The following is a 25,332-nucleotide window of genomic DNA, read 5'->3' on the forward strand; positions in this document are numbered from 1 at the left end:
AATAAATCCTTTCTCTTTAATAAGTTGAAAGGGTTTTGTGTTTATAGCAATGTAATTATGCGAACAAGTCTTTTGCATAATCGTACCGGCGCAGCGTGTTATTTTGGAATCAAAAAAAGCGCGCAAAGCAGCTCTTGAGCTACAAGGTACGAAGTAATGTCCTATCGTCTACCAACTACCTACTACCAACTACACATTAAACCTAAAGTGCATCACATCGCCATCTTGTACGATGTACTCTTTACCCTCTACGCCAATTTTGCCGGCTTCCTTAACTTTGGCTTCGCTACCGTACTGTACGTAATCACTATATTTAATTACCTCGGCTCGAATAAAGCCCTTCTCAAAATCGGTATGTATCACGCCAGCGGCTTGTGGAGCTGTAGCGCCTACTGGAATAGTCCAGGCACGCACTTCTTTTTCGCCAGCGGTAAAGTAGGTTTGCAGGTTCAATAACTTATAGGCTCCCCGAATAAGCTTTGCAGAGCCTGGCTCTTCCAGCCCAAGATCTTCAAGGAACATCTGGCGCTCTTCGAAGGTTTCCAGTTCGGTTATATCTGCTTCGGTACCTACGGCCAGGATGATCACTTCGGCATCTTCGCTTGCTACGGCTTCCTTTACTTTATCTACATAGACGTTCCCTGCAGCAGCGGCATCTTCATCTACATTACAAATGTACATGACGGGCTTATCGGTTATGTATTGCAAGGGTCTTACAAATTCTTCCCTGTCATCTTCAGCAATAGTGATAGCACGAACCGAGATACCTTGTTCAAGACCTTCTTTTATTTTCAACAAAACAGCTTCTTCCTTTTGGGCCTCTTTGTTTCCCGTCCTGGCAGCTCTTTTTACTTTGTCTAGTTTTTTTTCAGTGGTTTCGAGGTCTTTCAGCTGTAGTTCAATATCTATTGTCTCTTTATCACGTATGGGGTCTACACTACCATCTACGTGTACTACATTATCATTATCGAAACAACGCAGTACGTGCAGGATAGCATCTGTCTCTCTTATATTTCCAAGAAATTGGTTCCCCAATCCTTCTCCTTTACTGGCTCCCTTAACCAGTCCTGCGATATCCACGATCTCTACGGTAGCGGGAATCACTTTTTCGGGGTTAACGAGTTCCTCCAGTTTCAACAAACGGTTGTCCGGAACGTTCACCACGCCTATATTGGGCTCAATGGTACAAAACGGGAAGTTTGCGCTCTGTGCCTTGGCGTTGGACAAACAATTAAAAAGGGTAGATTTTCCAACATTGGGCAATCCTACGATACCTGCTTTCATGCGAACTATATTTTAAGGTGCTTTGTAGCTTGTTTTGGGCGCAAATATACGGTATACATCTGTTTTAATGTACAAGGCCAGGTTCAAAAATTATAGGAAAACTTTGAGGTCTCGTTGGGAGTAATTTAACACGCCTTGACGTAACTTTGATAGTGTAACTTTAAAAATAGCCTAATTATGAAAAATACTATCAGCTTCCTTTGTGTTGCAGTACTGTTCTCAGCAACATTGACTGCACAGGTACAAAAGGACGTACAGAAAAAAACAACCGTTAAGAAAGTACGTGTAACAGACGATGAGAATGTGACCACCAAAGTTGTTGAAGACGTAGATGCCGAGATTGACGTAATTGAAGTGGAAGGTAACGATATGCAGGACCAAGCTAAAAAAGTAAAAAAGCTTGATGCAGATAGAACCCAGGTGGTGCAATCTACTACCGATGAGAATGCTGCCAACAAAATGGTAGTAAAGCAGAAAAAACAGGCCCAACAGATGGATTTGGAAAAATCCAAGGAAATGATGGCCCAAAGAGCCAGAGAGGAAAAGATGGCTATGGAGCAAAAGAAAAAGGAAATGATGGCAGAACTTGAAAAAAGAAGAAAAGAGCTAGAGTCCCGTCCAAAAGGTATGGCAAAGTTGAAGAAAGACCCAGATGGTGATGGAATACAGTAGCCTTTAGGCGACTCAGGAAAATCCTCGGTACATTACCGAGGATTTTTTTTATAGCCAAAATTAATGTACGTTTACATACATAATCAAAATAGTAATGATGAAACATTTTACCCTCACACTTACCGCACTATTATTTTCTACCTATGGCTTATATGCTCAGGAAACCATCTCAGCAGATAAAGCTAATGCCACCGAAACTACCGTGGGAGCCAAAACCGATGCAGATGTGGCCTCTAAAACATTAACGAAAGACGAAGAGGCCGAAGCCGCCATCGCAAAGATGAAGGAAGATCGGGCAGCAAAGATTGAAAAGAAAAGGCAAGCCCTGATAGAGCGTGCCAAGAAACAAGGTTTGGTAACTAAGGAGATTAGCGAAAAAGACAAGCTAAAACGCCAAAAGCAAATAGAGAAGCAAAGAAAAGCGTACAATTCCCGTAAGGAGAAACTTCAGAAAGAAAAAGAAGAAAAAGAAGTAGAAGAGAACGAAGGCGGAAACTAAACCACTCCTTAATACGAGAACATTTTGTGGATGGTAAGCCAATACTCTTGGAAAGAACCAAGGTTATTGTGCTTACCATTTTTTATGGTAACCAATGTGCGCTGTTGTTCTGGTATTACGTTATATAGTTGCTCTGCTTCCTTGTAAGGCACAATTCCGTCATCGGCACCGTGTATGATGGTGATGGGACAGGAAACCTGTACAATGTAGTTAGCTGTCTCAAATTTATACTTCAAGAGTTTTTCAATGGGCAAGTACGGGTATCTGTTTTTGGCCAACTTCTCCAAGCTGTAAAAGGGAGATTCCAATATGAGTTTTCTTGGGCTGTTTTTTGAGGCAACATAGGTTGCGAAGGTCGTACCCAAAGATCTACCATACACAATTATCTTCCCTTCGGGTACCAACTCTTTAGCTTTGCTAAAAAAGGCCATAGCATCTTCGTACAATTGTGCTTCACTACGTTCGCCACTGCTTTTTCCATAGCCCCTATAATCCATCATCAATACATCATACCCGTATTTTGTGAACCGTGGCGCAATGGCCCCCCATTTAGCAAGATTCCCTGCATTACCGTGGTAATATAGTACGAGCCCCCTGGTTTTTTCAGCTTTAAAATGAATACCATGTAGCTTGGCGCCATCATTGGTGTGTAGAACAATTTCTTCAAAAGATTGTGAATCCTTAAAGGTAAAGTTGTGCTCTTGAGGTAATTCTTCAGAAAGAAATATGATTTTTTCCTGGAATGCATATAACAACCCAACTGCAGCCACCACCAAGGTAACCAGGACCAATAAAAGTTTCAATAATTTTTTCATCTTAACAAAAACTTCAATTTGCTTTTTTCGAACTGTGTTTTACGGTATAGCTCGTAGTGGACAAATCTATTTTTTCGTCTTCAAAATTAATAATCTGTCCCAACATTTCATGATACGATTCAAAATTATTCAAGTTTTTATGGCCGCCCCCAATTACAGGCCACAAACGAGTTTGTGATGGATTGATCTTAGACAGTTTTACACTGCTCTTAAAAGGAATTAACTTGTCGTTGGTTCCGTGTATAATGTGTATGGGGCAACGTACGTACTTAATCCATTTATAGGTGGGCATGGGATATTTCAACAAAATTGAAAGTGGCATAAATGCCATATAGCGGCTTGTCACCTTAAGCAAACTATAGTAGGGTGCATCCAGAATGAGCTTTCTGGGGTGGTTCATCGAGGCCAGTTTTGTGGCAAAACCAGAACCCAGGGACCTACCGTATAAAATAATGTAACGCTCAGGCACTCGCTCCCGGATCTTGTTATACACATATTGCAGGTCCTTTTTCATGTTTTCTTGAGTTCGCTTTCCTATACTTTTGCCAAAGCCCCGGTAATCTACCATAATCACATCGTAGCCGTGACGGGTAAAATCTACCGCAAATTTACCCCAGCCCTTCATGCTTTTACTGTTGCCCTTAAGGTATAGCACGATACCACGCGGATTCTCGGTTTTGAAATGAAGTCCATTTATGATAGCTCCATCCTTTGTTTTCAAGTTGTATTCGTCAACTTTTTGATTCTCATAATAAAATTTGAAATCCTTTGGAAGTTTCTCGGGTTTGAACAAAAAATAATCCTGCAAATAATATAACAGTATGCTTATCGCTATGTAAATAGCGACTATCCAGATTGTAATGTGTACCCAATATGGCATACCACTAAGGTACAAAATATTGAAAACGGTAGCCTAAACTGGGCCAGATTAAGTTAAATTATATTAAAATGGACCTAGAAGCACATATTTTAATAAACACTTACCATAGCATTGTTAAGGCTTAACACAATAATTCGTTAGATTGCTTACAGTATTAATTTAAAATTGAAACGGAGATGAAAAAGATACTAATGATTGCTGCACTAGCTGCTTGTACAGTAGGTTTTGCACAAAATACGAACGAAAAAGAAGTTAAAACAGTTAAAAAGACAGTTGTAACCGATGATGATGGTGTTGATGTAAATACCAAAGAGATTAAAACCCAAACCAAAACAGACATTGCTCTTGGTAAAAAAACCAGCTACCACAACTTTAATACAAAAATGCAACCCACCTCGGTGAGCACCAATGTTGACTATTACAACGATGGTATTTCATATAGGTTTGTTCCCGAAAAAACTGGTTATTATATAGTAGACACACGTAGCCAGAAAGAAAGAGTTGCTAGATTGTATCCCACATCACAAAAAGGATATTATATCTATACACAAGACGGAACGAGTTCATTTGGATATTTTAATGCCGACGGCGATTTTGTAGTAGAAAGTTACGATCCTGATAACGATGGCGTGATGAATTATGTCTATAAAATTAAAATGGATGACAATATGAAAATGAAGAAGAAGAAGAAGAAAAGAATGAAAAAGGAGAAAATGAAATAATTTCAGTCCCTGCACATTCAAGTTGCTCAACTATATCAATAACAATGTTGATTGAGAGTAGCTACAAAAAAAACACCCGCTTATCGCGGGTGTTTTGCTATACTAAAAAAATCTAACTATTCGTGGTGCATAAATGCTTGTTTACCCAGTAATTCCTCTTCAGTTTCTACATTATCATCATCTGGCACGCAGCAATCTACAGGACATACAGCCGCACACTGAGGTTCTTCGTGAAATCCTTTACATTCGGTACATTTATCCGGTACAATGTAATAAATCTCATCACTTATGGGTTCTTGTGTTTCGTTGGCTTCAACTTCCTTTCCACTAGGTAACACAACGTTACCGTCAAGATCGGTTCCATCTGCATAGCGCCAATCGTCTGCTCCTTCATAAATTGCGGTGTTTGGGCACTCTGGCTCACAAGCTCCACAGTTAATACATTCGTCTGTTATTATAATTGCCATAGGGAATTTCTTTTTCTAACTTTGCGCAAATTTAATGCCTAACACCCGCAACACCAAACAATGATGCAATTACAACAAAGAATTAACGCATTTGTACAATTAGGCGCCTTTTTTTCCCAGTTTGGGGAAAACCCTCCGCAAAAAAAACAAGCACTACCGCACAACGATTCCTTTTTTTCTGAAATGGAACACACGCTACAACTCGCAAAAGCGCAGAACACTTGGTTTACCGAGGACAACCTAAGGTTCACCTGTAAAAGCTGGGGCGAGGCACTCACTGAGAGCAATTTAAAACAATGGCTTTCAGCATACGAGATACCTGAAACAGCTCCAGGTAAAAAAGTTGCTATCGTAATGGCGGGAAACATCCCGTTGGTAGGTTTTCATGACTTTCTGTGCGTGTTGCTGTCGGGACATTCAGTATTGGGTAAACTATCCTCAAACGACAAGGTGTTGTTGCCGTTTGTATGTAAATATCTAATTGCGATCGAGCCTGGTTTTAAAGACAAGATTGAACTCACCACAAAAAAACTAGAGGATTTTGACGCGGTGATCGCCACAGGAAGCGACAATACCGCACTTTATTTTGAGCAGTATTTTGGTAAATACCCACATATTATACGTAAAAACCGAAATAGCGTTGCCCTAATCAATGGCAAGGAAACTCCACAGCAAATGGAAGCCCTGGCCGGTGATATTTTTAGATATTTTGGTCTTGGTTGCCGCAATGTTTCAAAAATTTATGTACCGGAAGACTATAATTGGGACCACTTCTTTAATGGGATGTTTGCTTGGAAGGACGTTATAAACAACCATAAATACATCAACAATTACGATTATAACAAAGCTGTGTACCTTATGAGTACTATTAAATTGTTGGATAACGAGTTCTTGTTACTGAAGGAGGATACGGGCTTCTCCTCCCCTATCTCGGTGGTGTTTTATGAGACGTATACCTCGGTTGAAAAGATTTCGGAGCAATTGGCTTCAGCAGAAGAAAAGATACAGTGTATCGTTTCAGAAAACCATATTCCCTTTGGTGAAGCACAAAAACCTGAACTTTGGGACTATGCCGATGGGGTGGATACAATACAGTTTCTTATTTCTGGTTTCTGATACGTTGCTTTTCTATTCTGAGCCTATAATATAACAAGCTGCAATCCTTAAAAGATCAAAATGAAACTTATCAATTATTTAACGCCCAATACAGTACATATTTTTGATATTTGCACATAGAAAAGACAACCACCATGAAAAAACACAATTTTAGCGCAGGTCCCTGCATTTTGCCACCGTCGGTTTTTGAAGATGCAGCCCTAGCGGTAAAGGACTACGACAACTCTGGCCTATCACTCTTGGAGATATCGCATCGAAGCAAAGCCTTTGTACAAGTTATGGAACGTGCCAGAGAACTGTCACTGGAGCTATTGGGGCTGAAAGACAAAGGATACAAGGCACTATTTTTACAAGGTGGAGCCAGTTTGGAATTTTTAATGGTAGCCTATAATTTATTGGAAAAAAAAGCCGCCTACCTCAACACGGGTACTTGGTCCAGTAAAGCTATTAAGGAGGCAAAGCTATTTGGAGAGGTGGTTGAGGTAGCTTCATCCAAGGATGCTAACTTTAACTATATACCAAAAAATTATACGGTCCCTCCAAATGTGGACTATTTTCACTGCACCAGCAACAACACTATTTTTGGCACCCAACTAAAATCGTTTCCAGATTCCAACGTTCCCTTAGTGTGTGATATGAGCAGTGACATCTTTTCACGAAGCTTGGATTTTTCAAAATTCGACCTTATCTACGCAGGTGCCCAAAAAAATATGGGTCCCGCAGGTACTACCTTGGTAGTGGTAAAAGAAGAGATTTTAGGGAAAGTATCCCGTGAAATTCCTTCTATGTTGGACTATAAGGTTCATATTGGTAAGGACAGTATGTTCAATACACCAGCGGTTTTTCCTGTATATGTTTCAATGCTTACCCTGGAATGGTTAAAGGAACTGGGCGGTATTAAGGCTATTGAAAAGCTGAACAACAAAAAAGCAGAACTTCTTTATAACGAAATTGATCGCAACCCTCTGTTCGAAGGTTTTGTACCCCACAAGGAAGATCGTTCTAATATGAATGCAACATTTAACCTTAAAGACGATGCCCATAAAGAGAATTTTGATCTCTTGTGGAATAAAGCCAATATAAATGGGTTGAACGGCCATCGCAGCGTAGGAGGTTATCGTGCCTCTATGTACAACGCTATGCCTATAGAAAGCGTCCAGGTGCTTGTTGAAGTAATGCAGGAACTGGAAAAAAACGCATAACCAATTAAGATAAAACAACTATACAAATAGAATCGCGAAAGCGAAGAAATATAACATATGAAAGTACTAGCAAACGACGGCATTTCTCAAAGTGGTATAAAAGCCTTAGAGCAAGAAGGTTTTGAGGTAATCATTACCAAAGTAGCCCAAGAACAACTTATAAACTACATAAACGAAAACAACATAGATGTAATTTTGGTGCGTAGTGCCACCAAGGTTAGAAAAGACATCATAGACGCATGCCCTAGCCTTAAAGTGATTGGCCGTGGCGGTGTTGGGATGGACAATATTGATGTGGAATATGCCCGTGAAAAAGGGCTTCACGTGATCAATACACCCGCAGCGTCCTCATCGTCCGTAGCAGAATTAGTTTTCGCACACTTGTTTGGTGGCGTTCGCTTCTTGCACGATGCCAACAGGAATATGCCCCTGGATGGCGACTCGAAATTCAAGGAATTGAAAAAGAGCTATGCCAAAGGAGCCGAATTACGTGGCAAAACCATAGGTATTATAGGTTTTGGCCGTATAGGACGCGAAGTTGCAAAAATCGCACTTGGTTGTGGGATGAAGGTTATTGCCAGCGATAAATATGTTGGACAGGCAGATATCACTTTAGATTTCTACGATGGACAGCAAGTGACCCTTCAGATTAAAACTGAACCTGTTGAACAGCTCATTCAGCATAGCGACTTTATTACCTTGCACGTTCCTGCCCAAAAGGATTATATAATTGGAAAAGAACAAATTGAAAAAATGAAGGACGGAGCAGCCATCATTAATGCTGCACGCGGTGGTGTTATAGATGAGGTAGCCTTGGTAGATGCCCTGGAACGCGGGAAACTACGCTTTGCAGCTCTAGACACCTTTGAAGAAGAACCCACTCCGGCCATAAAAGTATTGATGAACGGTAAAATTTCCTTGAGCCCGCACATAGGTGCCGCCACTAACGAAGCACAGGATAGAATTGGGACCGAGCTTGCCGAGCAGATTATAAGCATTTTAAAACCCGTTTCTTAGTAGGAATTTTGTACCTTAACCTTCAATTTAAACCAAAAAACATGTCAGGAATATTAGAATTACTCAATAGCGACCTAGGAAAACAAATCATTGGCGGCGTAAGCCAAGAAACAAACCAACCAGCAGATAAAACAGCAAATGTAGTCTCTATGGCCCTACCCCTCTTAATGGGAGCCATGAAGCGTAATGCAAAAACCCCAGAAGGTGCTGCAGGACTTATGGGTGCTTTAAACAACAAACACGACGGAAGCATCCTCGACAATCTGGGTGGCTTTTTTGGCGGTGGTGTAAACGAGGAAGCAAAACAAGATGGCCTTGGAATTTTAGGTCACGTTTTGGGGGGCTCTCAAAATAATGTAGTAAGCGCTCTGTCCAACAAATCAGGTGTGGATACAGACAATGTGATGAAAATCTTAACAGTTGTCGCACCCATAGTGTTGGGTTATTTAGGAAAACAAAAGAAGCAGCAAAGCGTGTCCGACCAGAGCGGAATAGGCAATTTGTTGGGAGGTCTTTTAGGGGGTGGCAACCAGCCTGAGGAACCAAAACAACAATCGCTCATAGAATCTATCTTAGATGGTGACAATGATGGCAGTGTGATAGATGACGTAGCAGGAATGGTTTTGGGAGGCAAAAGAGGTGGCGGAGGTCTGCTAGGAGGACTCTTCGGGAATTAACATTAAACGTTCTCACATATAATAAACGCTCCAAATTAGTACTTTGGAGCGTTTTTTGTTAAATGAAGTTAAAACAATCCTTTTAAATTGAGTATTTCGTAAATTTATATGCTATGAAAAATGTTGTTCTCACAACGGTAATTATTGTATTATGCTTGGTTGGTTGCAGTACTCCCCAAGAGGTCGCTATGGATACTGGGGCAGAGAGAACACAGAATTTTGAAGAAGAACCCATACGCATTGCAAACGATAGTCTGGAATACGAAATTATTATTACAGATCTTGGCTTTCCACGCTTTTTGAATACCCAACCACCACAAGAATATTACGGAATTGGATTCCTAGAAGGAAAGAACAATTTTTTTGTAGCAGAATACAATCGCAGGGTTTTAAACAACCGCTTTTCAAGAGAACTTTACCCACAGCAAATAGATTATAACCCCAATGTACACTACGGAAAGGAAGTAAATTACCTTTTATACCAATATTTCAGGTATTTCTCCAGAACATACAACCAAAAATTCCCCGGACTTAGAAATTGAAAAAGCTTAAACAACGTTGGAACATTACCTCAAACTGGCAACTCACTGTAATATTTATAGTATTTGCCATTACCGGCAGTACTTCTGCGAAGTTTGCAGGACCTCTCACTGAATTTATTGGCCTAACAAAGGACGCGGGTTGGTATATTTATTGGCCCGTAAGAATTGTGATCATTTTTCCTATATACCAAGTTTTGTTGGTATTTTTTGGATGGTTGTTTGGTGAGTACCATTTTTTTTGGAACTTTGAAAAAAAAATGCTCCGTAGCATGAAACTGGGTTTTTTACTGAAAAACTAAATGGAAACCATTAAACACATAACATCCTCTTTCGTAGCACAACTTCTTGTGCTAGCTATCGTGTTTCCCTCTGTGCTTCAATTTTCACATATTTTTGAAGACCACGAGCACACCTTTTGCGGTAATGTAGAAACACACCTTCACGAGCAGGAACTGGATTGTGATCTTACCATATTTATGTCTACGGTTTTTCGTTTGGACCACACACCTCTGGGTTTTAAGGTTGTTCCCATCCCAAATGATACTCCAAATAAAAATTATACTTCTCAAGTTTTCAATAACATACCGCAGTCTAGATCTTTACGCGGTCCACCCATTAGTTAACAAGAATTTGAAATAGATTCATTGTAACTAATTTTCCCCTATGAAATTACCCTTTATGCTCCTTCTGGCATTGGCCAGTACAGGGGCTATATCACAAAATTGTGACCTTACCCTTACCGGTGAGATCATAGACCTCCACGATAGTAGTACCTTATCTGGAGCCACTATTATTATTGCTGAAACCGAAGATGCCGTTGTAAGCAATCTCGATGGCTCTTTTACAATTTCAGGTTTGTGTCCTGGCACATACAATGTACAGGTTTCCCACCCTGAATGCGCCACAAGGGCATTTAGTTTTGAAATTTCTGAAAACACCTCACGCACCTTCAGGCTAGAGCACCATTTGGAAGAATTGAACCAAATTATAGTAAAAGGTTCCAGCTATGTTACCAAGACTGAAACATTGCTCGAAAACAGGATTGAGACTGAAACCCTTGAAAGTTTCAGCAATGCTTCTTTAGGAGATGCACTAAAGACTATAAGTGGGGTTTCCTCATTGAACACAGGTAATGCAGTGGTAAAGCCCGTAATCAACGGGTTGCACAGTAGCCGTATTACCATTGTGAACAACGGGGTGCGACAGCAGGACCAAGAATGGGGTGCAGAACATGCACCTAATATAGACCTCAATACCGCAGGAAGCATTACGGTACTCAAAGGAGCTTCGGCTTTGCAGTTTAGCGGCGATGCCATTGGGGGCGTTGTGGTTTCAGAGCCTGCTAGGGTAGCCATTAAAGATTCTTTGTATGGAAAGACCCTCCTTTCTGCGCAAACCAATGGTCGTGGAGCAACATTTACCACGGTACTTACCAAAAGTTTCTCTAGTGGATTTTACAGCACCGTACAAGGAACGCTAAAACAATATGGCGACTTTGAGGCCCCGGACTATGTTTTGACCAATACCGGTACGGAAGAACGTGATTTTTCGGTGAATGTTGGGATCAATAAAATAAAGTACGGCTTAGAGGGGTATTACTCCTATTTTGAAAATACCCTAGGTATTTTACGGGCGTCACATGTAGGTGGAGCACAAGACCAAGTTGCAGCTATAAACAGTGATACCCCTTTGGTAATTAGAGACTTTACTTACAATATTGACGTCCCCAGACAGGAAGTAACCCATCATTTGGCAAAACTTTCAGGTTTTGTACAGTTGGACAATGTGGGAAAACTATCGCTACAATATGATTTTCAGCAAAACAATAGGTTTGAGTTTGATGTGACCAGAATTGATGATGGAATCCCATCTGTAGATCTGGAGCTAACCACACACAATCTTATGTTGAGCCTAGAAAGTGATCTTTCGGGAAAAACCAGCACCAAGTTTGGTTTGGTAGGAAATTTCCAAGAAAACTTTGCAAACCCTGCGACAGGTGTGCGCAGGTTGATACCAGATTATGAGCAATACAAACTTGCTGCCTTTGGAATAGCAGACACCCAACTTACCGAGAAACTAACAGCAGAACTTGGATTTAGGTTTGACTATACCTATATGGACACCTTTAAGTTTTACCGAACCTCCTTTTGGGAAGCACGCGGGTACGACGAGCAGTTCCCAGAATTGGTCGTGGAAGAGTTCAATAATCAAATTCTCACCAATCCAGAGTTGGATTTCGGTACTATTTCTGCAACGGCAGGGATTTCGTATCAGTTGAGCAAAGATTATTTTTTGTTTGCTAATTATTCGTTAGCATCACGGGCGCCAAACCCTTCGGAACTGTTCAGTGAAGGCTTGCACCACAGTGCTTCAAGGATAGAGCTGGGAGATTTACGGTTTGGACCGGAAATTTCCCAGAAAATAACGAGTGCCCTTCAGAAGAAAGGGAGTGATTTTTCGTTTTCAATTAATCCATACGCAAACTTTATAGAAGACTTTATCCTTATTGAACCTACGGGCATTGAACAGACCATCCGTGGGAATTTTCAGGTCTGGGAATATAGACAAACATCTGCAAGGTTATTGGGGGTTGACACGGACCTACAGTACAAACTTACTGAAGACTTGCACTACAGCAACCAATTTTCATTAGTGAAGGGGTGGGACCGCACAAGGGATCAAGCCCTAATAAATATGCCTCCTGCTAATTTGGTGAACGGCATTACCTATGTCCTACCCTGGAAAACACCTGTAAGTATTGGGCTGGATAGCAATTATGTGTTTGAGCAAAATGAATTTCCGGACAATAATTTTGAAGTCTTTATTCCAGAGACCGATAGTTTTGAGACCGTGGATATAAGTACACCCCCTGCTGCCTATCACCTTATTGGATTGAGAGCCAGCACTGTATTCAACATACATAAAAACAACAAGTTGAAACTCAATGTAAACGTTTCCAACCTGTTTAATACTTCCTACAGAGATTATTTGAATAGACTGCGGTATTATGCTGATGATCTAGGAAGAAATATAACCTTACAACTAAAATTCAATTATTAATTATTAAACTTAAAATGATGAAAAGAATAAATTTTTTAACCATAGCCATAGTAGCAGTAGTAACACTAGGCTTTATATCCTGTAGTAACGACGATGACACACCCCCGGCTCCTGTAAATGAAGAGGAGGTAATTACATCGGTTATCGTAACCTTAACTGGAGAAGGTGATGTAGTTGAACTAGAGTCCCGCGATTTGGACGGGGATGGCCCTAACGACCCCGTTGTTAGCGTTAACGGAACATTTCAAGAAAATATCCCGTATGTAGGTTCCGTACAATTCTTGAATGAAACCGAAAGCCCAGCGGAAGATATCAACGAAGAAATCCTAGAGGAAGCCGAGGAACACCAAGTATTCTTTGTTTTTGGAGGAGGATTGGACGGTAGCGTAACGTATGGTGACGAGGATAGTAATGGCAACCCAATAGGATTGCAATTTACACTGTTGCCAGAATCGGCCAGCTCGGGAACCCTTACAGTAGTGCTAAGACATGAGCCTACTAAGCCAAACGATGGTACTTTGGGAGATGCAGGAGGAGAGACCGATGTTTCAGCAACCTTTCAGGTAACTATTGAGTAACGAACAAAAAGGGCTTCAGCAATACAACTGAAGCCCTCTTTATATACTTTTATATTTATTTACTCCACAACCTCAACCTCGATGGTTTGCGGAACGGGGTCTTTCTTCCCTTGCCATACATACGTATACAACCACATAAGGGTAAATGTTGGGATAATGTCCGATATGGGTAGTATCTCTTCAATAAACACTACTACCGAAGCTATCTTCCCCTGTTCCCCACTATACATATCGCTCATCTTCTTAGCTGCATAAGGTGCCCATAGGATATCTAAAAAAGGTCCAATAACAGGAATTGCCATAGTAACCATACCAATAGCATCGAATAAGAGCCCTTTTTTAAGATTTGAAATTTTTGTGTTTTTCATGGTATTCTTGTGTTATAGATTCTACATACCATAACGCAAGAAAGATGCCAGAAATTGTTGTGACAGTTAGGACAAATCACTCGTTATCAACTTCAGGAACTCGTTACGGGTCTCTATTTTTTCAAACTGTCCGCGGAAACCAGAGGTAGTGGTAACACTGTTCTGCTTTTGTACGCCGCGCATCATCATACACATGTGGCTGGCTTCAATTACAACGGCCACTCCCTTGGGTTTTAACGTATTGTTGATGCACTCCAAAATATCATGCGTAAGTCGCTCTTGTACCTGTAAGCGCCTTGCAAATACATCTACTACTCTGGGTAATTTACTCAATCCCACAATATGACCATCTGGAATATAAGCGATGTGCGCTTTCCCAAAAAAAGGTAAGATATGGTGCTCGCAAAGGGAATATAGCTCAATATCCTTTACCACTACCATATCATTGTAATCTTCGGCAAACATGGCGCTTTTTAATATACCTGCAGGGTCTTGGCAGTGTCCCGAGGTTAGAAACTGCATGGCTTTTGCGGCGCGCTCTGGGGTTTTTACAATGCCCTCCCTTTCAACATTCTCCCCAATGCCCTTTAGGATTTCTGAAAAGTTCTCAGCAAGTTTTGTAGTGGTTTCAATAGCATATTCTTCGGTATTTTTATAACTTCCCATGTAGGTTTATTTCAATTTATCTGTGTAGTATTTTTTTAGTTTATTCACTTTTGGATCTATGACGTACTGGCAATAAGGTTGGTTTTTATTTAAGTTGTAATAGTCGTGGTGATCCACTTCAGCTTCATAAAAAACGTCCAGCGCATTTACCTCGGTCACAATATCGTTTTCAAAAACGTTTTCTTTCTCAAGTAGCGCAACCATTTGCTCTGCAGCTTCCCGTTGTGCCTCAGTTGTATAGAAAATAGCACTGCGGTATTGTGTACCCCTATCGTTCCCTTGTTGGTTCAGGGTGGTGGGGTCGTGGGTAGCAAAATAGATTTCAAGCAGCTCCTCAACAGTAATTACGGATGGATCATAGGTTATGGATATCCCTTCGGCATGACCGGTACGGCCTTGGCACACCTCACGGTAGGCAGGGTTTTTTATATTTCCGCCAGTGTATCCTGGGATTACTTTTTCAACTCCCTTTATACGTTGGAAGACAGCTTCCGTACACCAAAAACAGCCTGCTGCAAAAACTATTTGTTCCATATCTTTTATAAAACTATCATCAAAGTTACGGGTATGGGGATTTAGGTTTACAAAAAATCGATTTTTTAACTTTTTGTTAGTAAGCCCAACGAACCCATACTGCTAGATTTGTCTTCTTTTGTTTACTCCATCGTTGGCACAACACATAAATCTAGTTTTTATTAATGGGCAAATTTAATTTAAGTTTATTATTTCTTTTTATTTCTATTACGCTAACTACTGCCCAAGAAAACCTAACACCAGACAATAGGCCCCACAAAATCCTTAATGCCCAGCGTATCTCTGAAAGCCCTACAGTAGATGGTGTCCTCAATGATGCCGTGTGGCAGAATATTACCCCCTCCGGGGACTTTAACATGTACCAACCGGGAAATGAAGGGAACATTCCGCAAGAATTCCAAAGCCAAGTTAAAATGGCCTATACGGATAAAGCAATCTATATAGCAGTCTATATGTACGACCCAAATCCAGAGGGCATCTTTAGACAATACTCACAACGTGATGATGTGTTTGCTCAAGCAGACCGTCTTGCAATTGCCATAAATACCTACAACGATGGCATTAACGAAACCCGTTTTTACGTAACCAGTGCCGGTACAATTGGAGATTCGCGCGTGAGTAGCAACGATCAAGATTTTGGGTATAATGTGGTATTTTCCTGCCAAATATCCTACGACCAAAAGGGATGGTATGCCGAGTTTGAAATCCCCTATAACGCATTGCGCTTTCCCGAGAAAGAAATACAGGATTGGAGTATTAATTTTTATAGGGAAATAAAAACACGTAACGAAACACACACTTGGAGTTTTATAAACAACAGCATTGGTAAAGAGACCCAGTACAATGGCCTGATAACAAACCTCAAAGATATTGACCCCCCAGTACGTCTCACACTATTTCCCTTTGCCCAAGGTGTCATCTCACAATTTGGCGGGGAGACTGAAACCAATGTAAGCGCAGGATTGGACCTAAAATATGGTCTTAGCGATAGTTTTACATTAGACGCCACACTAATACCAGACTTTGGGCAAGCAGCATTTGACGAAGTGGAATTAAACTTAGGTCCCTTTGAACAAACCTTTAGGGAAAATAGGCAGTTTTTTTCTGAGGGGATAGAACTCTTTAAAAAAGGAGGTATCTTTTTCTCAAGAAGAATTGGCAATGCTCCATCGGGCATCGCAGCGTTGGAAGATGAAGAAAAGTTTTTGGAAAACCCAAGTCGAGTTAAACTTTTAAATGCCGTAAAGATCTCGGGACGCACTAAGAACAATCTGGGAATAGGGGTTCTTAACACAGTTACGGGAAAAACAAAGACCGTAATCCAAGACACTGTTACAGGAGTTATTCGAGAGGTTGTTACAGAGCCCATTTCAAACTATAACGTTTTTGTGTTGGACCAACAGTTCAATGGAAATAGTTCTATCTCACTTATCAATACCAATGTAACACGCGATGGCAGCTTTAGGGATGCCAACGTCTCGGCACTGGCGTTCGATGTAGCAGATAGCGGCAATAATTACAGAACCTCGGGACGCGCTATTGTAAATAATGTAAACGAGCCCAATGGCTTTAAAACTGGGTTTAGGAGCGAGTTGGACATTTTCAGGATTAAGGGAAACTTTAGGTATCGGGTGGGTCATGACTTTGCCAATAGAACTTTCGACATAAACGACCTAGGAGTAAATTTCACCAATAATTACAACAACTTCGTAGCAGGGGTTTCTTATGAAATATTTGAGCCTACAACAGTGTTTAACCGGTATAGATTTTCACTCACTGCAAGGCACCGAAGATTGTATAAACCTAGCGTACAAACTAGGAATGATTATAGTTTTGACACCTTCTTTTTTACTATCAATAGATTTGCATTTGGCTTAAACGGGAACTACAGCACAAAGAACAAGGATTATTTTGAGCCCAGGGTAGATGGCCGTTTTGTTATATTTCCCGCAGCGCTGGGGGGAAGAGGATTTATCTCAACAGATTTCAGGAAAAAATTTGCATACGACATAGGCGTGGGAGCCCGTGTAGCCTTTAACGACCCCAGTAGGTCGATCTTTGTAGATGTTTCGCCAAGATATAGGTTCTCAAACAAGTTTGCTATGATACTGAGCTCTGAATATGCCATCAATAATGATGAGTTTGGATATATAGACAATACCGAAGAAGAGATATTTTTCGGTCAAAGAGACAGAAAAAGTATTGAAAATTCTATTACCGCAAGTTATAATTTTGACCCTTTTAAGGCAATAGACCTGCGTTTCAGGAATTTTTGGAGTACTGCAGACTATAGTGACAATATCTTTTTTTCACTAAATGAAGATGGTACCAAGGAGGTAACCCCGTATGATATTTCAGAAAACGACCCCAATACCAATTTCAATATCTGGAACTTGGATTTGGGCTTCCGGTGGCGGTTTGCTCCTGGCAGTGAGGCTTCCCTTCTCTATCGCAACCAGATCTTTAAAATAGACGAAATGGCGCAACTTGGTTACGCCGAAAGCCTACAAAATTTATTTGAACAAGACCAGCAGCACACGCTATCATTACGGATAACCTATTTTATAGATTACAACAACGTAAAATATCTCTTCAACAAAAAAGCGTAGGTCGCTTCTAATTTAAATATGTACTTTCGTAAAAACTGAAACCAAGTGATACAGGCACATAATATCCATAAATACTACGACGACCTCCACGTACTCAAGGGTGTAGATCTTCATATAAAAAAATCTGAAATCGTATCTATCGTAGGTGCTTCGGGGGCAGGGAAAACTACCTTGCTGCAAATATTGGGTACATTGGACCATTTTTCCGAAGGTGAGCTAAAAATACACAACACCGCAATAGCTACATTAAACCGGAAGGAGCTGGCAAAGTTCAGAAATGCCTCTTTAGGTTTTATCTTTCAGTTCCACCAGTTACTGCCAGAGTTTACGGCGCTGGAAAATATCTGTATCCCTGCGTTTATAAAGAAAACCCAAAAACCAGAAGCTGAAAAAAGAGCCAAGCAATTACTGAAATTTTTAGGGCTATCCCACCGCGAAAGCCACAAACCCAATGAGCTCTCTGGTGGCGAACAGCAACGTGTTGCTGTGGCTAGGGCGTTGATAAACAATCCTGAAATTATATTGGCAGACGAACCCAGCGGTAACCTCGACACCGAAAGCGCGGAAAATCTCCACAACCTTTTCTTTAAATTACGTGATGAGTTTGGACAAACCTTTGTTATCGTGACCCACAACGAAGAACTTGCCGAAATGGCCGATAGAAAGCTGGTCATGCAGGATGGAGTGATCGTGAGTTAGTGAATTGTGAAGAGTACTATGAACAAAAAACAACTCAAGGAATTTCTGGATGCCAAGGTGTTGCAGTACAATACACCAGAGTTTATTGAAAGTGATCCTATCCAGATTCCCCACCAATATAATAAGAAGGAAGATATTGAGATTTCAGGGTTTTTAACCGCTACAATCGCTTGGGGCAACAGGAAGAGTATCCTAAACAATAGCAAAAAGTTGATGCATTTGCTAGATAACGCCCCCCACGACTATGTGATGAATGCTTCAGAGAGTGACCTTGCACCACTTTCAAGTTTTGTGCATAGAACCTTTAACGGCGAAGATCTACACTATTTTATAAAAGCGCTCCGGTATATCTATTCAGAAAAAGGTGGGCTCGAGGCAATTTTCAGCAAATACAGCACCTCCACTTCTACGCAAGGGGCGATTTCGGCTTTCAAGAAAGATTTCTTTAGCCTTCCACATCCTGCCCGTACCCAAAAACATGTAAGCGACCCTTCAAAAAATTCGGCTGCCAAAAGAATAAATATGTTCCTAAGATGGATGGTTAGGGAGAACACCACCGGTGTAGACCTGGGGATTTGGCAATCAATCCCACCAAGCGCCTTAAGTTGTCCGTTGGACGTGCACAGTGGGAATGTTGCAAGAAAACTGGGTATCTTGAAAAGAAAGCAGAACGACGGCAAAGCCTTGGCGGAATTGGACAAGAGCCTTCGGAAATTTGACCCCGAAGATCCCGTTAAATATGACTTTGCACTTTTTGGCTTAGGTGTTTTTGAGCGTTTTTAAGTAATTTATTAACATAATACACACATGCCGTTAAATCTATCATAATTATACACTATATTAGTTGATAGATAGCTCATCTTTGGGCACTATAACAAAACCTAATGCATGATTGCACCTGTACTTCCACATAATGAAGAACAAAGACTGGCTGCGTTACGTGGATATGGCGTACTCTATACTGAAAGAGAAGAAGAATACGACCAGATAACCGACCTCGCAACACATATTACCGATATGCCCATTTCCTTGATATCGCTGGTAGAAGAAAATGATGTTTGGGTCAAATCTACACAAGGGATGGATATTTGTAGTACAGATCGCTCCAACTCCTTTTGTAGTTATGCAGTAGAAAATACAGATGATAGCTTTGTGGTAAACAATACCAAAAACCATCCAAAATTTAAAAATCACCCCTTTGCCATCTTGGAGGACGATCCAGTGATATTTTATGCAGGGGTCTGTTTGATAGATAAAAATGGTTACAAGCTGGGAACACTGTGTGTAATTGATAGTAAACCTAATAAAATCTCAGAAAAACAGTTGAATGGCCTAAAAAAATTGGCCAAACAAATTGTAAAACTTATAGAGTTGAACAAGGCCAACTCGGTTTTAAAGGGCATACAACTTGAACTTGAAAAAAGGAATAACGAACTAAAGAACTTTGCAGGAGTAGTTTCCCACGACATGAAGATGCCCCTGGCCAACATTATTGTAACTACAGATATCCTAAAAGCTAAGTATGCCTCTAAATTGGACCAAAAGGCCGTTGACTACCTTACTTACTTAAAACAGAGCTCTTTTACCCTTAGCGACTATATAACAGGCCTCTTGAACCATTACGAAAGTGACAAATTAGCTGAAGGCGATATGGAAAGTTTCGATATCCAACATCTATTGGAAGAAATAATCGAACTTTTAAATATTAATATTGATTGCGAGATCAACCTCCCGGAAGAAAATTTTGATCTGCACTGCAACAGAGCGGCTCTTGAGCAAATATTCTTGAACCTTATTGGCAATAGCCTAAAATACAGTGATAAAGATAAAATTGTAATCGATATTGAAGCTACACAAATGTCTGACCAGTACTTTTTCAAAGTTAGTGATAATGGTGTGGGCATTCCTAAGGATAAACAGGAGGACATCTTCAATCTGTTTTCCGTAGTTGGCAATCTGGACAGAAACGGCCAAAAAGGCAGCGGCATAGGCCTTTCTACCGTGAAGAAATTGGTCAATAATTTAGGTGGAGTGATTTCTGTTGCTTCAGAAATAGAAAAGGGCACAACTTTTGAGTTTTCCATTAAGAAATAAGAGCTATTCCCTATATTTGAAATGCTCTTTAATTTACAAAATCGTTTTATAGCAACCTACAAACACGTATGATCTCCCCTCAAAACCCTGAAAATGAAACAGAACGGTTAAAAGAAGTAAAATCCTATAGTTTATTAGACACACTTCCAGAGCAAGAATATGATGATATTACAGAACTTATCGCAAATATCTGTGACACCCCAATCTCGCTTGTAACCCTCTTGGACTCAGACAGGAATTTTTTGAAATCACACTACGGTGTACCTTTTAACGAGTCTCCCAGAGCCATATCCTTCTGTGGACATGCTATATTAGAACCCGAGGATATATTTGTGGTTGAAGATGCCAGGATGGATCCCCGCTTTGCCGAAAACCCCTTGGTAAAAGAACATAACGCCATATTTTATGCAGGAGCGCCCCTCCGTAGTAAAAATGGATACCCCTTAGGCACCCTCTGTATTTTTGACACCAAACCCAGAACAGTCTCAAAAAGACAAAAAACCATTATCGTGGCCATGGCGCAACAAGTAGTAAAGCTATTTGAACTGCACAGAAATAACATTCTGCTAGAAAACAACAAGAAGCAATTGGAAAAAAGAAATGAAGAACTGAAAAATTTTGCTGCAGTGGTATCGCACGACCTAAAATCCCCTTTGGGAAACATCACCTCACTGGCCAAGTTATTAAGGGAGGAGTACAAATTTTCTTTTGATGAACCCGGGATACAGTATCTAGATTATATTGAAGAATCCTCGCTCACACTCAATAAATACATTGATGGGATGTTGGGTTATTATAAAAGTGATGACCTCTTGGCTGAAAACAGAAAGGAAACCTCCCTCCTATCCATCTACGAAGAAATTGAAGACATACTTTTTGTAGACAATGAAGAGTTTAAGCATCCCACCGAAGATGTTACCATAAAAGTAAACCGTTCGGCCTTATTGCAAATTTTCTTGAACTTGGTAGGAAACGCCCTAAAATATAACCATAATGAAGTGCCGCACGTAAGCACAACCTTCTCCCAGGACGAAACCCATTACATCTTTACCGTACAAGACAACGGTATAGGTATAGACAAAGAGAAACAAGAGGTTATATTTCAACTATTTAAAACGGTGGGGGATAAAGACAGGCACGGTGAAAAAGGCTCTGGTATAGGTTTGGCAACGGTTTTGAATCTCGTAACAAAACTTGGCGGCACCATATCGTTGGAGTCCAAACCAAAAAAAGGGACTACTTTTACCTTTACTATTCTTAAATAGTATTTTATCCAAACCATTTTTTATCTTTGGGCAATCTTATAACAGCATGCAGTTTAAACACCCAGAACTTCTCTACGCCCTATTTTTACTGCTCATCCCTATTATTATCCATCTTTTTCAGTTACGTAAGTTTCAGAAGATAGATTTTACCAATGTAGCTTTTCTTAAAAAAGTGAACATACAAACCCGCAAGAGCTCCCAACTTAAAAAGTGGCTAACACTAGTATTGCGCTTGTTTGCATTGGCCTGTATCATTTTGGCTTTTGCACAACCTTTCACAGCTTCAAGAACAGCCCTTAACACACAAAAAGAGACCGTTGTGTATCTCGATAACAGTTTCAGTATGCAAGCGAAAGGGCCCAATGGGCCATTGTTGCAACGGGCCATCCAACAACTGTATGCCCAAGCCAATGGTACAGAGACCATAAGCTGGTTCACCAACTCACAAACACATAAAGATGAAGGCCTACAAGATTTTAAAGCCAAATTGCTGGATGTAGACCATACCGCAAACCAGTTACGCCCAGAAGATGTTATATTAAAATCTGGCCAACTATTTTCCAAGAGTGAGGGAGCCAACAAGCGTTTACTGTGGGTTTCGGATTTTCAGGGTGTTGGCGCTTTTCCTGAAATCCCTGAGGATATTAAAGTAGAGGCGGTACAGCTGGAGCCAGTAAACCAAAATAACATAAGTATAGATTCGGTTTTCGTGGCATCGAGAAACAGTACTATTTCCAAACTTACCGTACAGGTTTCATCACAGGGAGAGGTTCCTATTTCGGTACCAGTGTCCTTGTACAACGGGAACGAGCTCATTGCAAAAGCTGCTGTAGACTTTTCAGAAAGAAACGAAAGCTTTGTCACATTTGATATTGATGCGACCCAGACGTTTAAAGGAAAGATAACCATAGAGGATCCCAACCTTACCTATGACAACAGTTTATTTTTCAGCATAAATACCCCTAAAAAAATCAAGGTGCTCTCCATCTCTGGGGCCAACGCTACTTTTTTGCAGCATATTTTTGAAACCACAGAATTCAACTATACAGCACAAACCGATACGAACACAGACTATAACAGTTTCACCCAACAAAACTTCATCATCCTCAACGAGATCACTTCAGTCCCAGCTTCTTTAAGGACAGCATTGGCAGACTTTGTGGACAAAGGAGGGAGCCTATTTGTAATACCCTCAAAAAATGGACAGCTTGAAGAATATAACGGTTTGTTGAGCAGTCTTGGTGCTGGAAGTTTCGGAAATTATAACGAACAAGAAAAGAAAATCACACAGATTGTCTTTGCCCACCCTCTCTATAAGGACGTTTTTGAAAAGCAGGTGGTCAACTTTCAGTACCCAAAAGTGAACAGTGCCTATAAATTTGCTGCCAATGCCTCTTCCGTATTGAAATTTGAGGATGGCACCCCTTTTATTTCCCAGACTGGTAACGTATACACCTGTGTAGCTCCCATAAACAGCGAGAACAGCAATTTTAAGAATTCACCTTTAATAGTACCTACCCTGTACAATATGGCGCAACAAAGTTTACCTCTTTCACAATTGTACTTTACCGTAGGCCAAGCAAATACCTTTGCGGTTCCCGTAACGCTTATCCAGGACGAGATCCTTACCCTCAAGGACAGTACGAGTAGCTTTGTACCCCTGCAACAAACAAAGGCAACCAATGTGCTCATTACCACAACCGAAGAGCCTACCAGCGCGGGAGTTTACGAAATACATAACAAAGACCAATACCTCGAGGATGTGAGTTACAACTATGGCAGGGTCGAGAGCAACTTGCAATATGCGGACGCCTTAAACTGGGATGGCGCTAGAACCTATAACAGTATCGAGGGATTGTTCGATACGCTACTTGAAGAGAACAGCATAAACAGCTTCTGGAAATGGTTTGCTATTTTTGCACTATTGTTCCTTATCCTTGAAATGTTAGTACTGAAATTTTACAAAACTTAAGTATGAGTGCCACACTATTAAAAAACGCGACCATAGTTGACCCAACGAGCAAACACCATCTCAAAAAAAGAGATGTTTTGGTTGAAAAGGGGATCATAAAAAAAATAGCGGCCAGCATTTCGGAACCCAAAGCGAAGGAGATCGTCCTAAAGAACCTACATATTTCACAGGGATGGTTTGATAGTAGCGTGTGCTTTGGCGAGCCCGGTTACGAGGACAGGGAAACCATTGAAAACGGACTGAAAACTGCAGCAAGATCTGGCTTTACGGCCATTGCGCTAAACGGTGCCACACAACCAGTATTGGATAGTAAGTCTGGCATACAGTACGTAAAGGGAAAAACAGCTGGTAATGTCGTAGAGGTTTATCCCGTAGGGACACTAACCATGCAAGCAAAAGGAGAAGATCTTGCAGAATTGTTCGATATGAAAACCGAAGGAGCCATATCCTTTTACGACTACCAAAAGCCTATTGAGAATGCCAATCTCCTTAAAATAGCACTACAATACACCCAGAATTTTGAAGGGTTGGTACAGTCCTTCCCTATGGATCCTTCCATAGCACGCAAAGGTCTCGTAAACGAAGAAATAAACAGCACAAAACTAGGGCTTAAGGGAATCCCTGCCCTTTCAGAAGAATTGCAGATTACTAGGGACCTCTACCTCTTGGAGTATACCGGCGGAAAATTGCACATCCCCACCATTTCTACCAAAAAATCGGTTCAACTTATAAAGGAAGCCAAAAAGAAAGGTCTGGACGTAACGTGTAGTGTTTCCATAAACAACCTTTGCCTAACCGATGACGAATTGGAAAATTTTGATACCAATTTCAAAGTACTCCCGCCCTTAAGGACAAAAAAAGACATAAAATCGCTTCTTAAAGGGTTGAAGGACGGCACTATAGATGGAGTGACCAGCAACCACGACCCACACACCATCGAGGACAAGAAAACTGAATTTGACCACGCCGCTTATGGCAGCATAGGTCTGGAAAGCTGTTTTGGCGCGCTGCAAGCAATTGTAAATACCGAAACCTCCATAAAGGCACTTACCGGTCTTAAGGAACGTTTCGGGATACATACCACTCCTGTTTCCGAAGGCTCCAAGGCCAATCTTACACTGTTTAACCCAGAGGGTACTTTTCAGTTTTCAGAAGAACATATAGTATCTACATCGAAAAATGCAGCTATGTTGGGCAAAACATTAAAGGGAACCGTGTACGGGATTTTTCACAACAAAAAAATATTTCTAAATGAGTAAAGCTCCTGCAGGAAAAACCAAAGCGATAATAGCCTATATCACTTTTATCGGTTTTTTTATTGCTGTTTCTATGAACAAGGATAAGCCAGAGGCCTTTGCTACTTGGCACATAAAGAACATGTTCGGTTTGTTGCTGTTGCTTATCATTGCTATTGTTACGCAATTCAACATTCATTTATTGATTGGTGATACTATATACTGGTCTGCTGTAGTATTATGGGGTTTTTCTCTCACAATGGCCATTTCGGGCAAAAAAGCGGGTATTCCATTTTTTAGTAAGAAGTTTCAGACGTGGTTCACGTTTTTAGGGTAGATTTTATACCTTTAGTGAAATT

The 25,332-nt window shown here is 40.7% G+C and carries 27 protein-coding genes; 20 read left to right on the forward strand and 7 right to left on the reverse strand.

The features are described 5' to 3' along the window. Window positions 1-189: 189 nt before the first annotated feature. The gene (gene ychF, locus C8D94_RS09990; RefSeq protein WP_115123802.1) at window positions 190-1,284 is read right to left on the reverse strand and encodes a redox-regulated ATPase YchF; all 1,095 of its coding nucleotides are present in this window, start codon (window positions 1,282-1,284) and stop codon (window positions 190-192) included. 177 nt (window positions 1,285-1,461) lie between these two features. Between ychF and C8D94_RS09995 the strand changes: the two genes are divergently transcribed. After that, entirely contained in the window at window positions 1,462-1,956 is a 495-nt protein-coding gene (locus C8D94_RS09995) for a hypothetical protein (protein WP_115123803.1), read from the forward strand. Window positions 1,957-2,050: 94 nt separating this feature from the next. Continuing rightward, complete coding sequence (locus C8D94_RS10000; RefSeq protein WP_147278534.1) at window positions 2,051-2,455, forward strand: hypothetical protein; 405 nt, start codon at window positions 2,051-2,053, stop codon at window positions 2,453-2,455. An 8-nt stretch (window positions 2,456-2,463) separates the two neighbouring features. On the opposite strand, the gene C8D94_RS10005 is transcribed toward C8D94_RS10000, so the two are convergent. After that, a complete protein-coding gene (locus C8D94_RS10005) occupies window positions 2,464-3,270 on the reverse strand; it encodes an alpha/beta hydrolase (protein ID WP_115123805.1) in 807 nt (268 codons plus the stop codon). Between the two features lie 13 nt (window positions 3,271-3,283). Next, the gene (locus tag C8D94_RS10010; RefSeq protein ID WP_115123806.1) at window positions 3,284-4,150 is read right to left on the reverse strand and encodes an alpha/beta hydrolase; all 867 of its coding nucleotides are present in this window, start codon (window positions 4,148-4,150) and stop codon (window positions 3,284-3,286) included. 176 nt (window positions 4,151-4,326) lie between these two features. On the opposite strand from C8D94_RS10010, the gene C8D94_RS10015 reads away from it, so the two are divergent. After that, window positions 4,327-4,872 (forward strand): hypothetical protein, encoded by a 546-nt coding sequence (locus tag C8D94_RS10015; protein ID WP_115123807.1) that lies wholly within the window; start codon window positions 4,327-4,329, stop codon window positions 4,870-4,872. A gap of 116 nt (window positions 4,873-4,988) precedes the next feature. On the opposite strand, the gene C8D94_RS10020 is transcribed toward C8D94_RS10015, so the two are convergent. Beyond that, entirely contained in the window at window positions 4,989-5,339 is a 351-nt protein-coding gene (locus tag C8D94_RS10020; protein ID WP_115123808.1) for a 4Fe-4S dicluster domain-containing protein, read from the reverse strand. 63 nt (window positions 5,340-5,402) lie between these two features. On the opposite strand from C8D94_RS10020, the gene C8D94_RS10025 reads away from it, so the two are divergent. The 9 genes from C8D94_RS10025 to C8D94_RS10065 all read left to right on the forward strand — a co-directional run bounded on the left by C8D94_RS10025 (window position 5,403) and on the right by C8D94_RS10065 (window position 13,531). Further along, window positions 5,403-6,455, forward strand: coding sequence for an acyl-CoA reductase (locus tag C8D94_RS10025; protein ID WP_211308918.1), 1,053 nt, complete (start codon window positions 5,403-5,405; stop codon window positions 6,453-6,455). Window positions 6,456-6,589: 134 nt separating this feature from the next. Then, entirely contained in the window at window positions 6,590-7,657 is a 1,068-nt protein-coding gene (gene serC / locus C8D94_RS10030; RefSeq protein WP_115123810.1) for a 3-phosphoserine/phosphohydroxythreonine transaminase, read from the forward strand. A gap of 57 nt (window positions 7,658-7,714) precedes the next feature. After that, window positions 7,715-8,674, forward strand: a complete 960-nt coding sequence (locus tag C8D94_RS10035; RefSeq protein ID WP_115123811.1) for a D-2-hydroxyacid dehydrogenase — start codon at window positions 7,715-7,717, stop codon at window positions 8,672-8,674. A 41-nt stretch (window positions 8,675-8,715) separates the two neighbouring features. Further along, the gene (locus C8D94_RS10040; protein WP_115123812.1) at window positions 8,716-9,351 is read left to right on the forward strand and encodes a DUF937 domain-containing protein; all 636 of its coding nucleotides are present in this window, start codon (window positions 8,716-8,718) and stop codon (window positions 9,349-9,351) included. Between the two features lie 113 nt (window positions 9,352-9,464). Continuing rightward, the gene (locus C8D94_RS10045; RefSeq protein WP_115123813.1) at window positions 9,465-9,893 is read left to right on the forward strand and encodes a DUF6146 family protein; all 429 of its coding nucleotides are present in this window, start codon (window positions 9,465-9,467) and stop codon (window positions 9,891-9,893) included. Continuing rightward, window positions 9,890-10,192 carry a DUF6787 family protein gene (locus tag C8D94_RS15475; protein ID WP_115123814.1) on the forward strand — a complete coding sequence of 101 codons (303 nt, stop codon included), beginning with the start codon at window positions 9,890-9,892 and terminating at the stop codon, window positions 10,190-10,192. The genes C8D94_RS10045 and C8D94_RS15475 overlap by 4 nt, the downstream gene beginning before the upstream one ends. After that, window positions 10,193-10,516 (forward strand): hypothetical protein, encoded by a 324-nt coding sequence (locus tag C8D94_RS10055; protein WP_115123815.1) that lies wholly within the window; start codon window positions 10,193-10,195, stop codon window positions 10,514-10,516. Window positions 10,517-10,556: 40 nt separating this feature from the next. Beyond that, a complete protein-coding gene (locus C8D94_RS10060; protein WP_115123816.1) occupies window positions 10,557-12,953 on the forward strand; it encodes a TonB-dependent receptor in 2,397 nt (798 codons plus the stop codon). 14 nt (window positions 12,954-12,967) lie between these two features. Next, a complete protein-coding gene (locus C8D94_RS10065) occupies window positions 12,968-13,531 on the forward strand; it encodes a type 1 periplasmic binding fold superfamily protein (protein WP_317047719.1) in 564 nt (187 codons plus the stop codon). 59 nt (window positions 13,532-13,590) lie between these two features. Here the strand turns inward: C8D94_RS10065 and C8D94_RS10070 are convergent, their stop codons facing one another. The 3 genes from C8D94_RS10070 to msrA form a co-directional block, all read right to left on the reverse strand. Further along, window positions 13,591-13,899, reverse strand: a complete 309-nt coding sequence (locus tag C8D94_RS10070) for a hypothetical protein (RefSeq protein WP_115123817.1) — start codon at window positions 13,897-13,899, stop codon at window positions 13,591-13,593. Between the two features lie 66 nt (window positions 13,900-13,965). Further along, the gene (folE, locus tag C8D94_RS10075; protein WP_115123818.1) at window positions 13,966-14,565 is read right to left on the reverse strand and encodes a GTP cyclohydrolase I FolE; all 600 of its coding nucleotides are present in this window, start codon (window positions 14,563-14,565) and stop codon (window positions 13,966-13,968) included. Window positions 14,566-14,571: 6 nt separating this feature from the next. After that, window positions 14,572-15,099, reverse strand: a complete 528-nt coding sequence (gene msrA / locus C8D94_RS10080) for a peptide-methionine (S)-S-oxide reductase MsrA (protein WP_115123819.1) — start codon at window positions 15,097-15,099, stop codon at window positions 14,572-14,574. A 164-nt stretch (window positions 15,100-15,263) separates the two neighbouring features. Between msrA and C8D94_RS10085 the strand changes: the two genes are divergently transcribed. The 8 genes from C8D94_RS10085 to C8D94_RS10120 all read left to right on the forward strand — a co-directional run bounded on the left by C8D94_RS10085 (window position 15,264) and on the right by C8D94_RS10120 (window position 25,310). Next, complete coding sequence (locus tag C8D94_RS10085) at window positions 15,264-17,708, forward strand: DUF5916 domain-containing protein (protein WP_115123820.1); 2,445 nt, start codon at window positions 15,264-15,266, stop codon at window positions 17,706-17,708. 45 nt (window positions 17,709-17,753) lie between these two features. Beyond that, on the forward strand, window positions 17,754-18,407 hold the full coding sequence (locus tag C8D94_RS10090; protein WP_115123821.1) for an ABC transporter ATP-binding protein: 654 nt from the start codon (window positions 17,754-17,756) through the stop codon (window positions 18,405-18,407). A gap of 18 nt (window positions 18,408-18,425) precedes the next feature. Next, complete coding sequence (locus C8D94_RS10095; RefSeq protein ID WP_115123822.1) at window positions 18,426-19,190, forward strand: TIGR02757 family protein; 765 nt, start codon at window positions 18,426-18,428, stop codon at window positions 19,188-19,190. 105 nt (window positions 19,191-19,295) lie between these two features. Further along, window positions 19,296-20,501 carry a sensor histidine kinase gene (locus C8D94_RS10100; protein WP_115123823.1) on the forward strand — a complete coding sequence of 402 codons (1,206 nt, stop codon included), beginning with the start codon at window positions 19,296-19,298 and terminating at the stop codon, window positions 20,499-20,501. A gap of 68 nt (window positions 20,502-20,569) precedes the next feature. Beyond that, entirely contained in the window at window positions 20,570-21,766 is a 1,197-nt protein-coding gene (locus C8D94_RS10105; RefSeq protein ID WP_115123824.1) for a sensor histidine kinase, read from the forward strand. A 46-nt stretch (window positions 21,767-21,812) separates the two neighbouring features. Continuing rightward, window positions 21,813-23,738, forward strand: coding sequence for a BatA domain-containing protein (locus C8D94_RS10110; RefSeq protein ID WP_115123825.1), 1,926 nt, complete (start codon window positions 21,813-21,815; stop codon window positions 23,736-23,738). 2 nt (window positions 23,739-23,740) lie between these two features. Beyond that, window positions 23,741-24,997, forward strand: a complete 1,257-nt coding sequence (locus tag C8D94_RS10115; RefSeq protein WP_115123826.1) for a dihydroorotase — start codon at window positions 23,741-23,743, stop codon at window positions 24,995-24,997. After that, a complete protein-coding gene (locus C8D94_RS10120) occupies window positions 24,990-25,310 on the forward strand; it encodes a hypothetical protein (protein ID WP_115123827.1) in 321 nt (106 codons plus the stop codon). The genes C8D94_RS10115 and C8D94_RS10120 overlap by 8 nt, the downstream gene beginning before the upstream one ends. Window positions 25,311-25,332: the final 22 nt, after the last annotated feature.

Source organism: Marinirhabdus gelatinilytica (genome assembly GCF_003353425.1).
GTDB lineage: Bacteria > Bacteroidota > Bacteroidia > Flavobacteriales > Flavobacteriaceae > Marinirhabdus > Marinirhabdus gelatinilytica.

What these genes read in the sequence shown, in the direction of transcription:
- C8D94_RS10085 (WP_115123820.1), top strand. Translation starts at nt 15,264, where the DNA reads ATGGGCAAATTTAATTTAAGTTTATTATTTCTTTTTATTTCTATTACG.
- C8D94_RS10000 (WP_147278534.1), top strand. Translation starts at nt 2,051, where the DNA reads ATGATGAAACATTTTACCCTCACACTTACCGCACTATTATTTTCTACC.
- C8D94_RS10115 (WP_115123826.1), top strand. Translation starts at nt 23,741, where the DNA reads ATGAGTGCCACACTATTAAAAAACGCGACCATAGTTGACCCAACGAGC.
- C8D94_RS10060 (WP_115123816.1), top strand. Translation starts at nt 10,557, where the DNA reads ATGAAATTACCCTTTATGCTCCTTCTGGCATTGGCCAGTACAGGGGCT.
- C8D94_RS10110 (WP_115123825.1), top strand. Translation starts at nt 21,813, where the DNA reads ATGCAGTTTAAACACCCAGAACTTCTCTACGCCCTATTTTTACTGCTC.
- C8D94_RS10025 (WP_211308918.1), top strand. Translation starts at nt 5,403, where the DNA reads ATGCAATTACAACAAAGAATTAACGCATTTGTACAATTAGGCGCCTTT.
- C8D94_RS10020 (WP_115123808.1), bottom strand. Translation starts at nt 5,339, where the DNA reads ATGGCAATTATAATAACAGACGAATGTATTAACTGTGGAGCTTGTGAG.
- serC (WP_115123810.1), top strand. Translation starts at nt 6,590, where the DNA reads ATGAAAAAACACAATTTTAGCGCAGGTCCCTGCATTTTGCCACCGTCG.
- C8D94_RS10105 (WP_115123824.1), top strand. Translation starts at nt 20,570, where the DNA reads ATGATCTCCCCTCAAAACCCTGAAAATGAAACAGAACGGTTAAAAGAA.
- C8D94_RS10095 (WP_115123822.1), top strand. Translation starts at nt 18,426, where the DNA reads ATGAACAAAAAACAACTCAAGGAATTTCTGGATGCCAAGGTGTTGCAG.
- C8D94_RS10035 (WP_115123811.1), top strand. Translation starts at nt 7,715, where the DNA reads ATGAAAGTACTAGCAAACGACGGCATTTCTCAAAGTGGTATAAAAGCC.
- msrA (WP_115123819.1), bottom strand. Translation starts at nt 15,099, where the DNA reads ATGGAACAAATAGTTTTTGCAGCAGGCTGTTTTTGGTGTACGGAAGCT.
- C8D94_RS10100 (WP_115123823.1), top strand. Translation starts at nt 19,296, where the DNA reads ATGATTGCACCTGTACTTCCACATAATGAAGAACAAAGACTGGCTGCG.
- ychF (WP_115123802.1), bottom strand. Translation starts at nt 1,284, where the DNA reads ATGAAAGCAGGTATCGTAGGATTGCCCAATGTTGGAAAATCTACCCTT.
- C8D94_RS10065 (WP_317047719.1), top strand. Translation starts at nt 12,968, where the DNA reads ATGATGAAAAGAATAAATTTTTTAACCATAGCCATAGTAGCAGTAGTA.
- C8D94_RS10005 (WP_115123805.1), bottom strand. Translation starts at nt 3,270, where the DNA reads ATGAAAAAATTATTGAAACTTTTATTGGTCCTGGTTACCTTGGTGGTG.
- C8D94_RS09995 (WP_115123803.1), top strand. Translation starts at nt 1,462, where the DNA reads ATGAAAAATACTATCAGCTTCCTTTGTGTTGCAGTACTGTTCTCAGCA.
- C8D94_RS10070 (WP_115123817.1), bottom strand. Translation starts at nt 13,899, where the DNA reads ATGAAAAACACAAAAATTTCAAATCTTAAAAAAGGGCTCTTATTCGAT.
- C8D94_RS10055 (WP_115123815.1), top strand. Translation starts at nt 10,193, where the DNA reads ATGGAAACCATTAAACACATAACATCCTCTTTCGTAGCACAACTTCTT.
- C8D94_RS10120 (WP_115123827.1), top strand. Translation starts at nt 24,990, where the DNA reads ATGAGTAAAGCTCCTGCAGGAAAAACCAAAGCGATAATAGCCTATATC.
- C8D94_RS10045 (WP_115123813.1), top strand. Translation starts at nt 9,465, where the DNA reads ATGAAAAATGTTGTTCTCACAACGGTAATTATTGTATTATGCTTGGTT.
- C8D94_RS10010 (WP_115123806.1), bottom strand. Translation starts at nt 4,150, where the DNA reads ATGCCATATTGGGTACACATTACAATCTGGATAGTCGCTATTTACATA.
- C8D94_RS10040 (WP_115123812.1), top strand. Translation starts at nt 8,716, where the DNA reads ATGTCAGGAATATTAGAATTACTCAATAGCGACCTAGGAAAACAAATC.
- C8D94_RS10015 (WP_115123807.1), top strand. Translation starts at nt 4,327, where the DNA reads ATGAAAAAGATACTAATGATTGCTGCACTAGCTGCTTGTACAGTAGGT.
- folE (WP_115123818.1), bottom strand. Translation starts at nt 14,565, where the DNA reads ATGGGAAGTTATAAAAATACCGAAGAATATGCTATTGAAACCACTACA.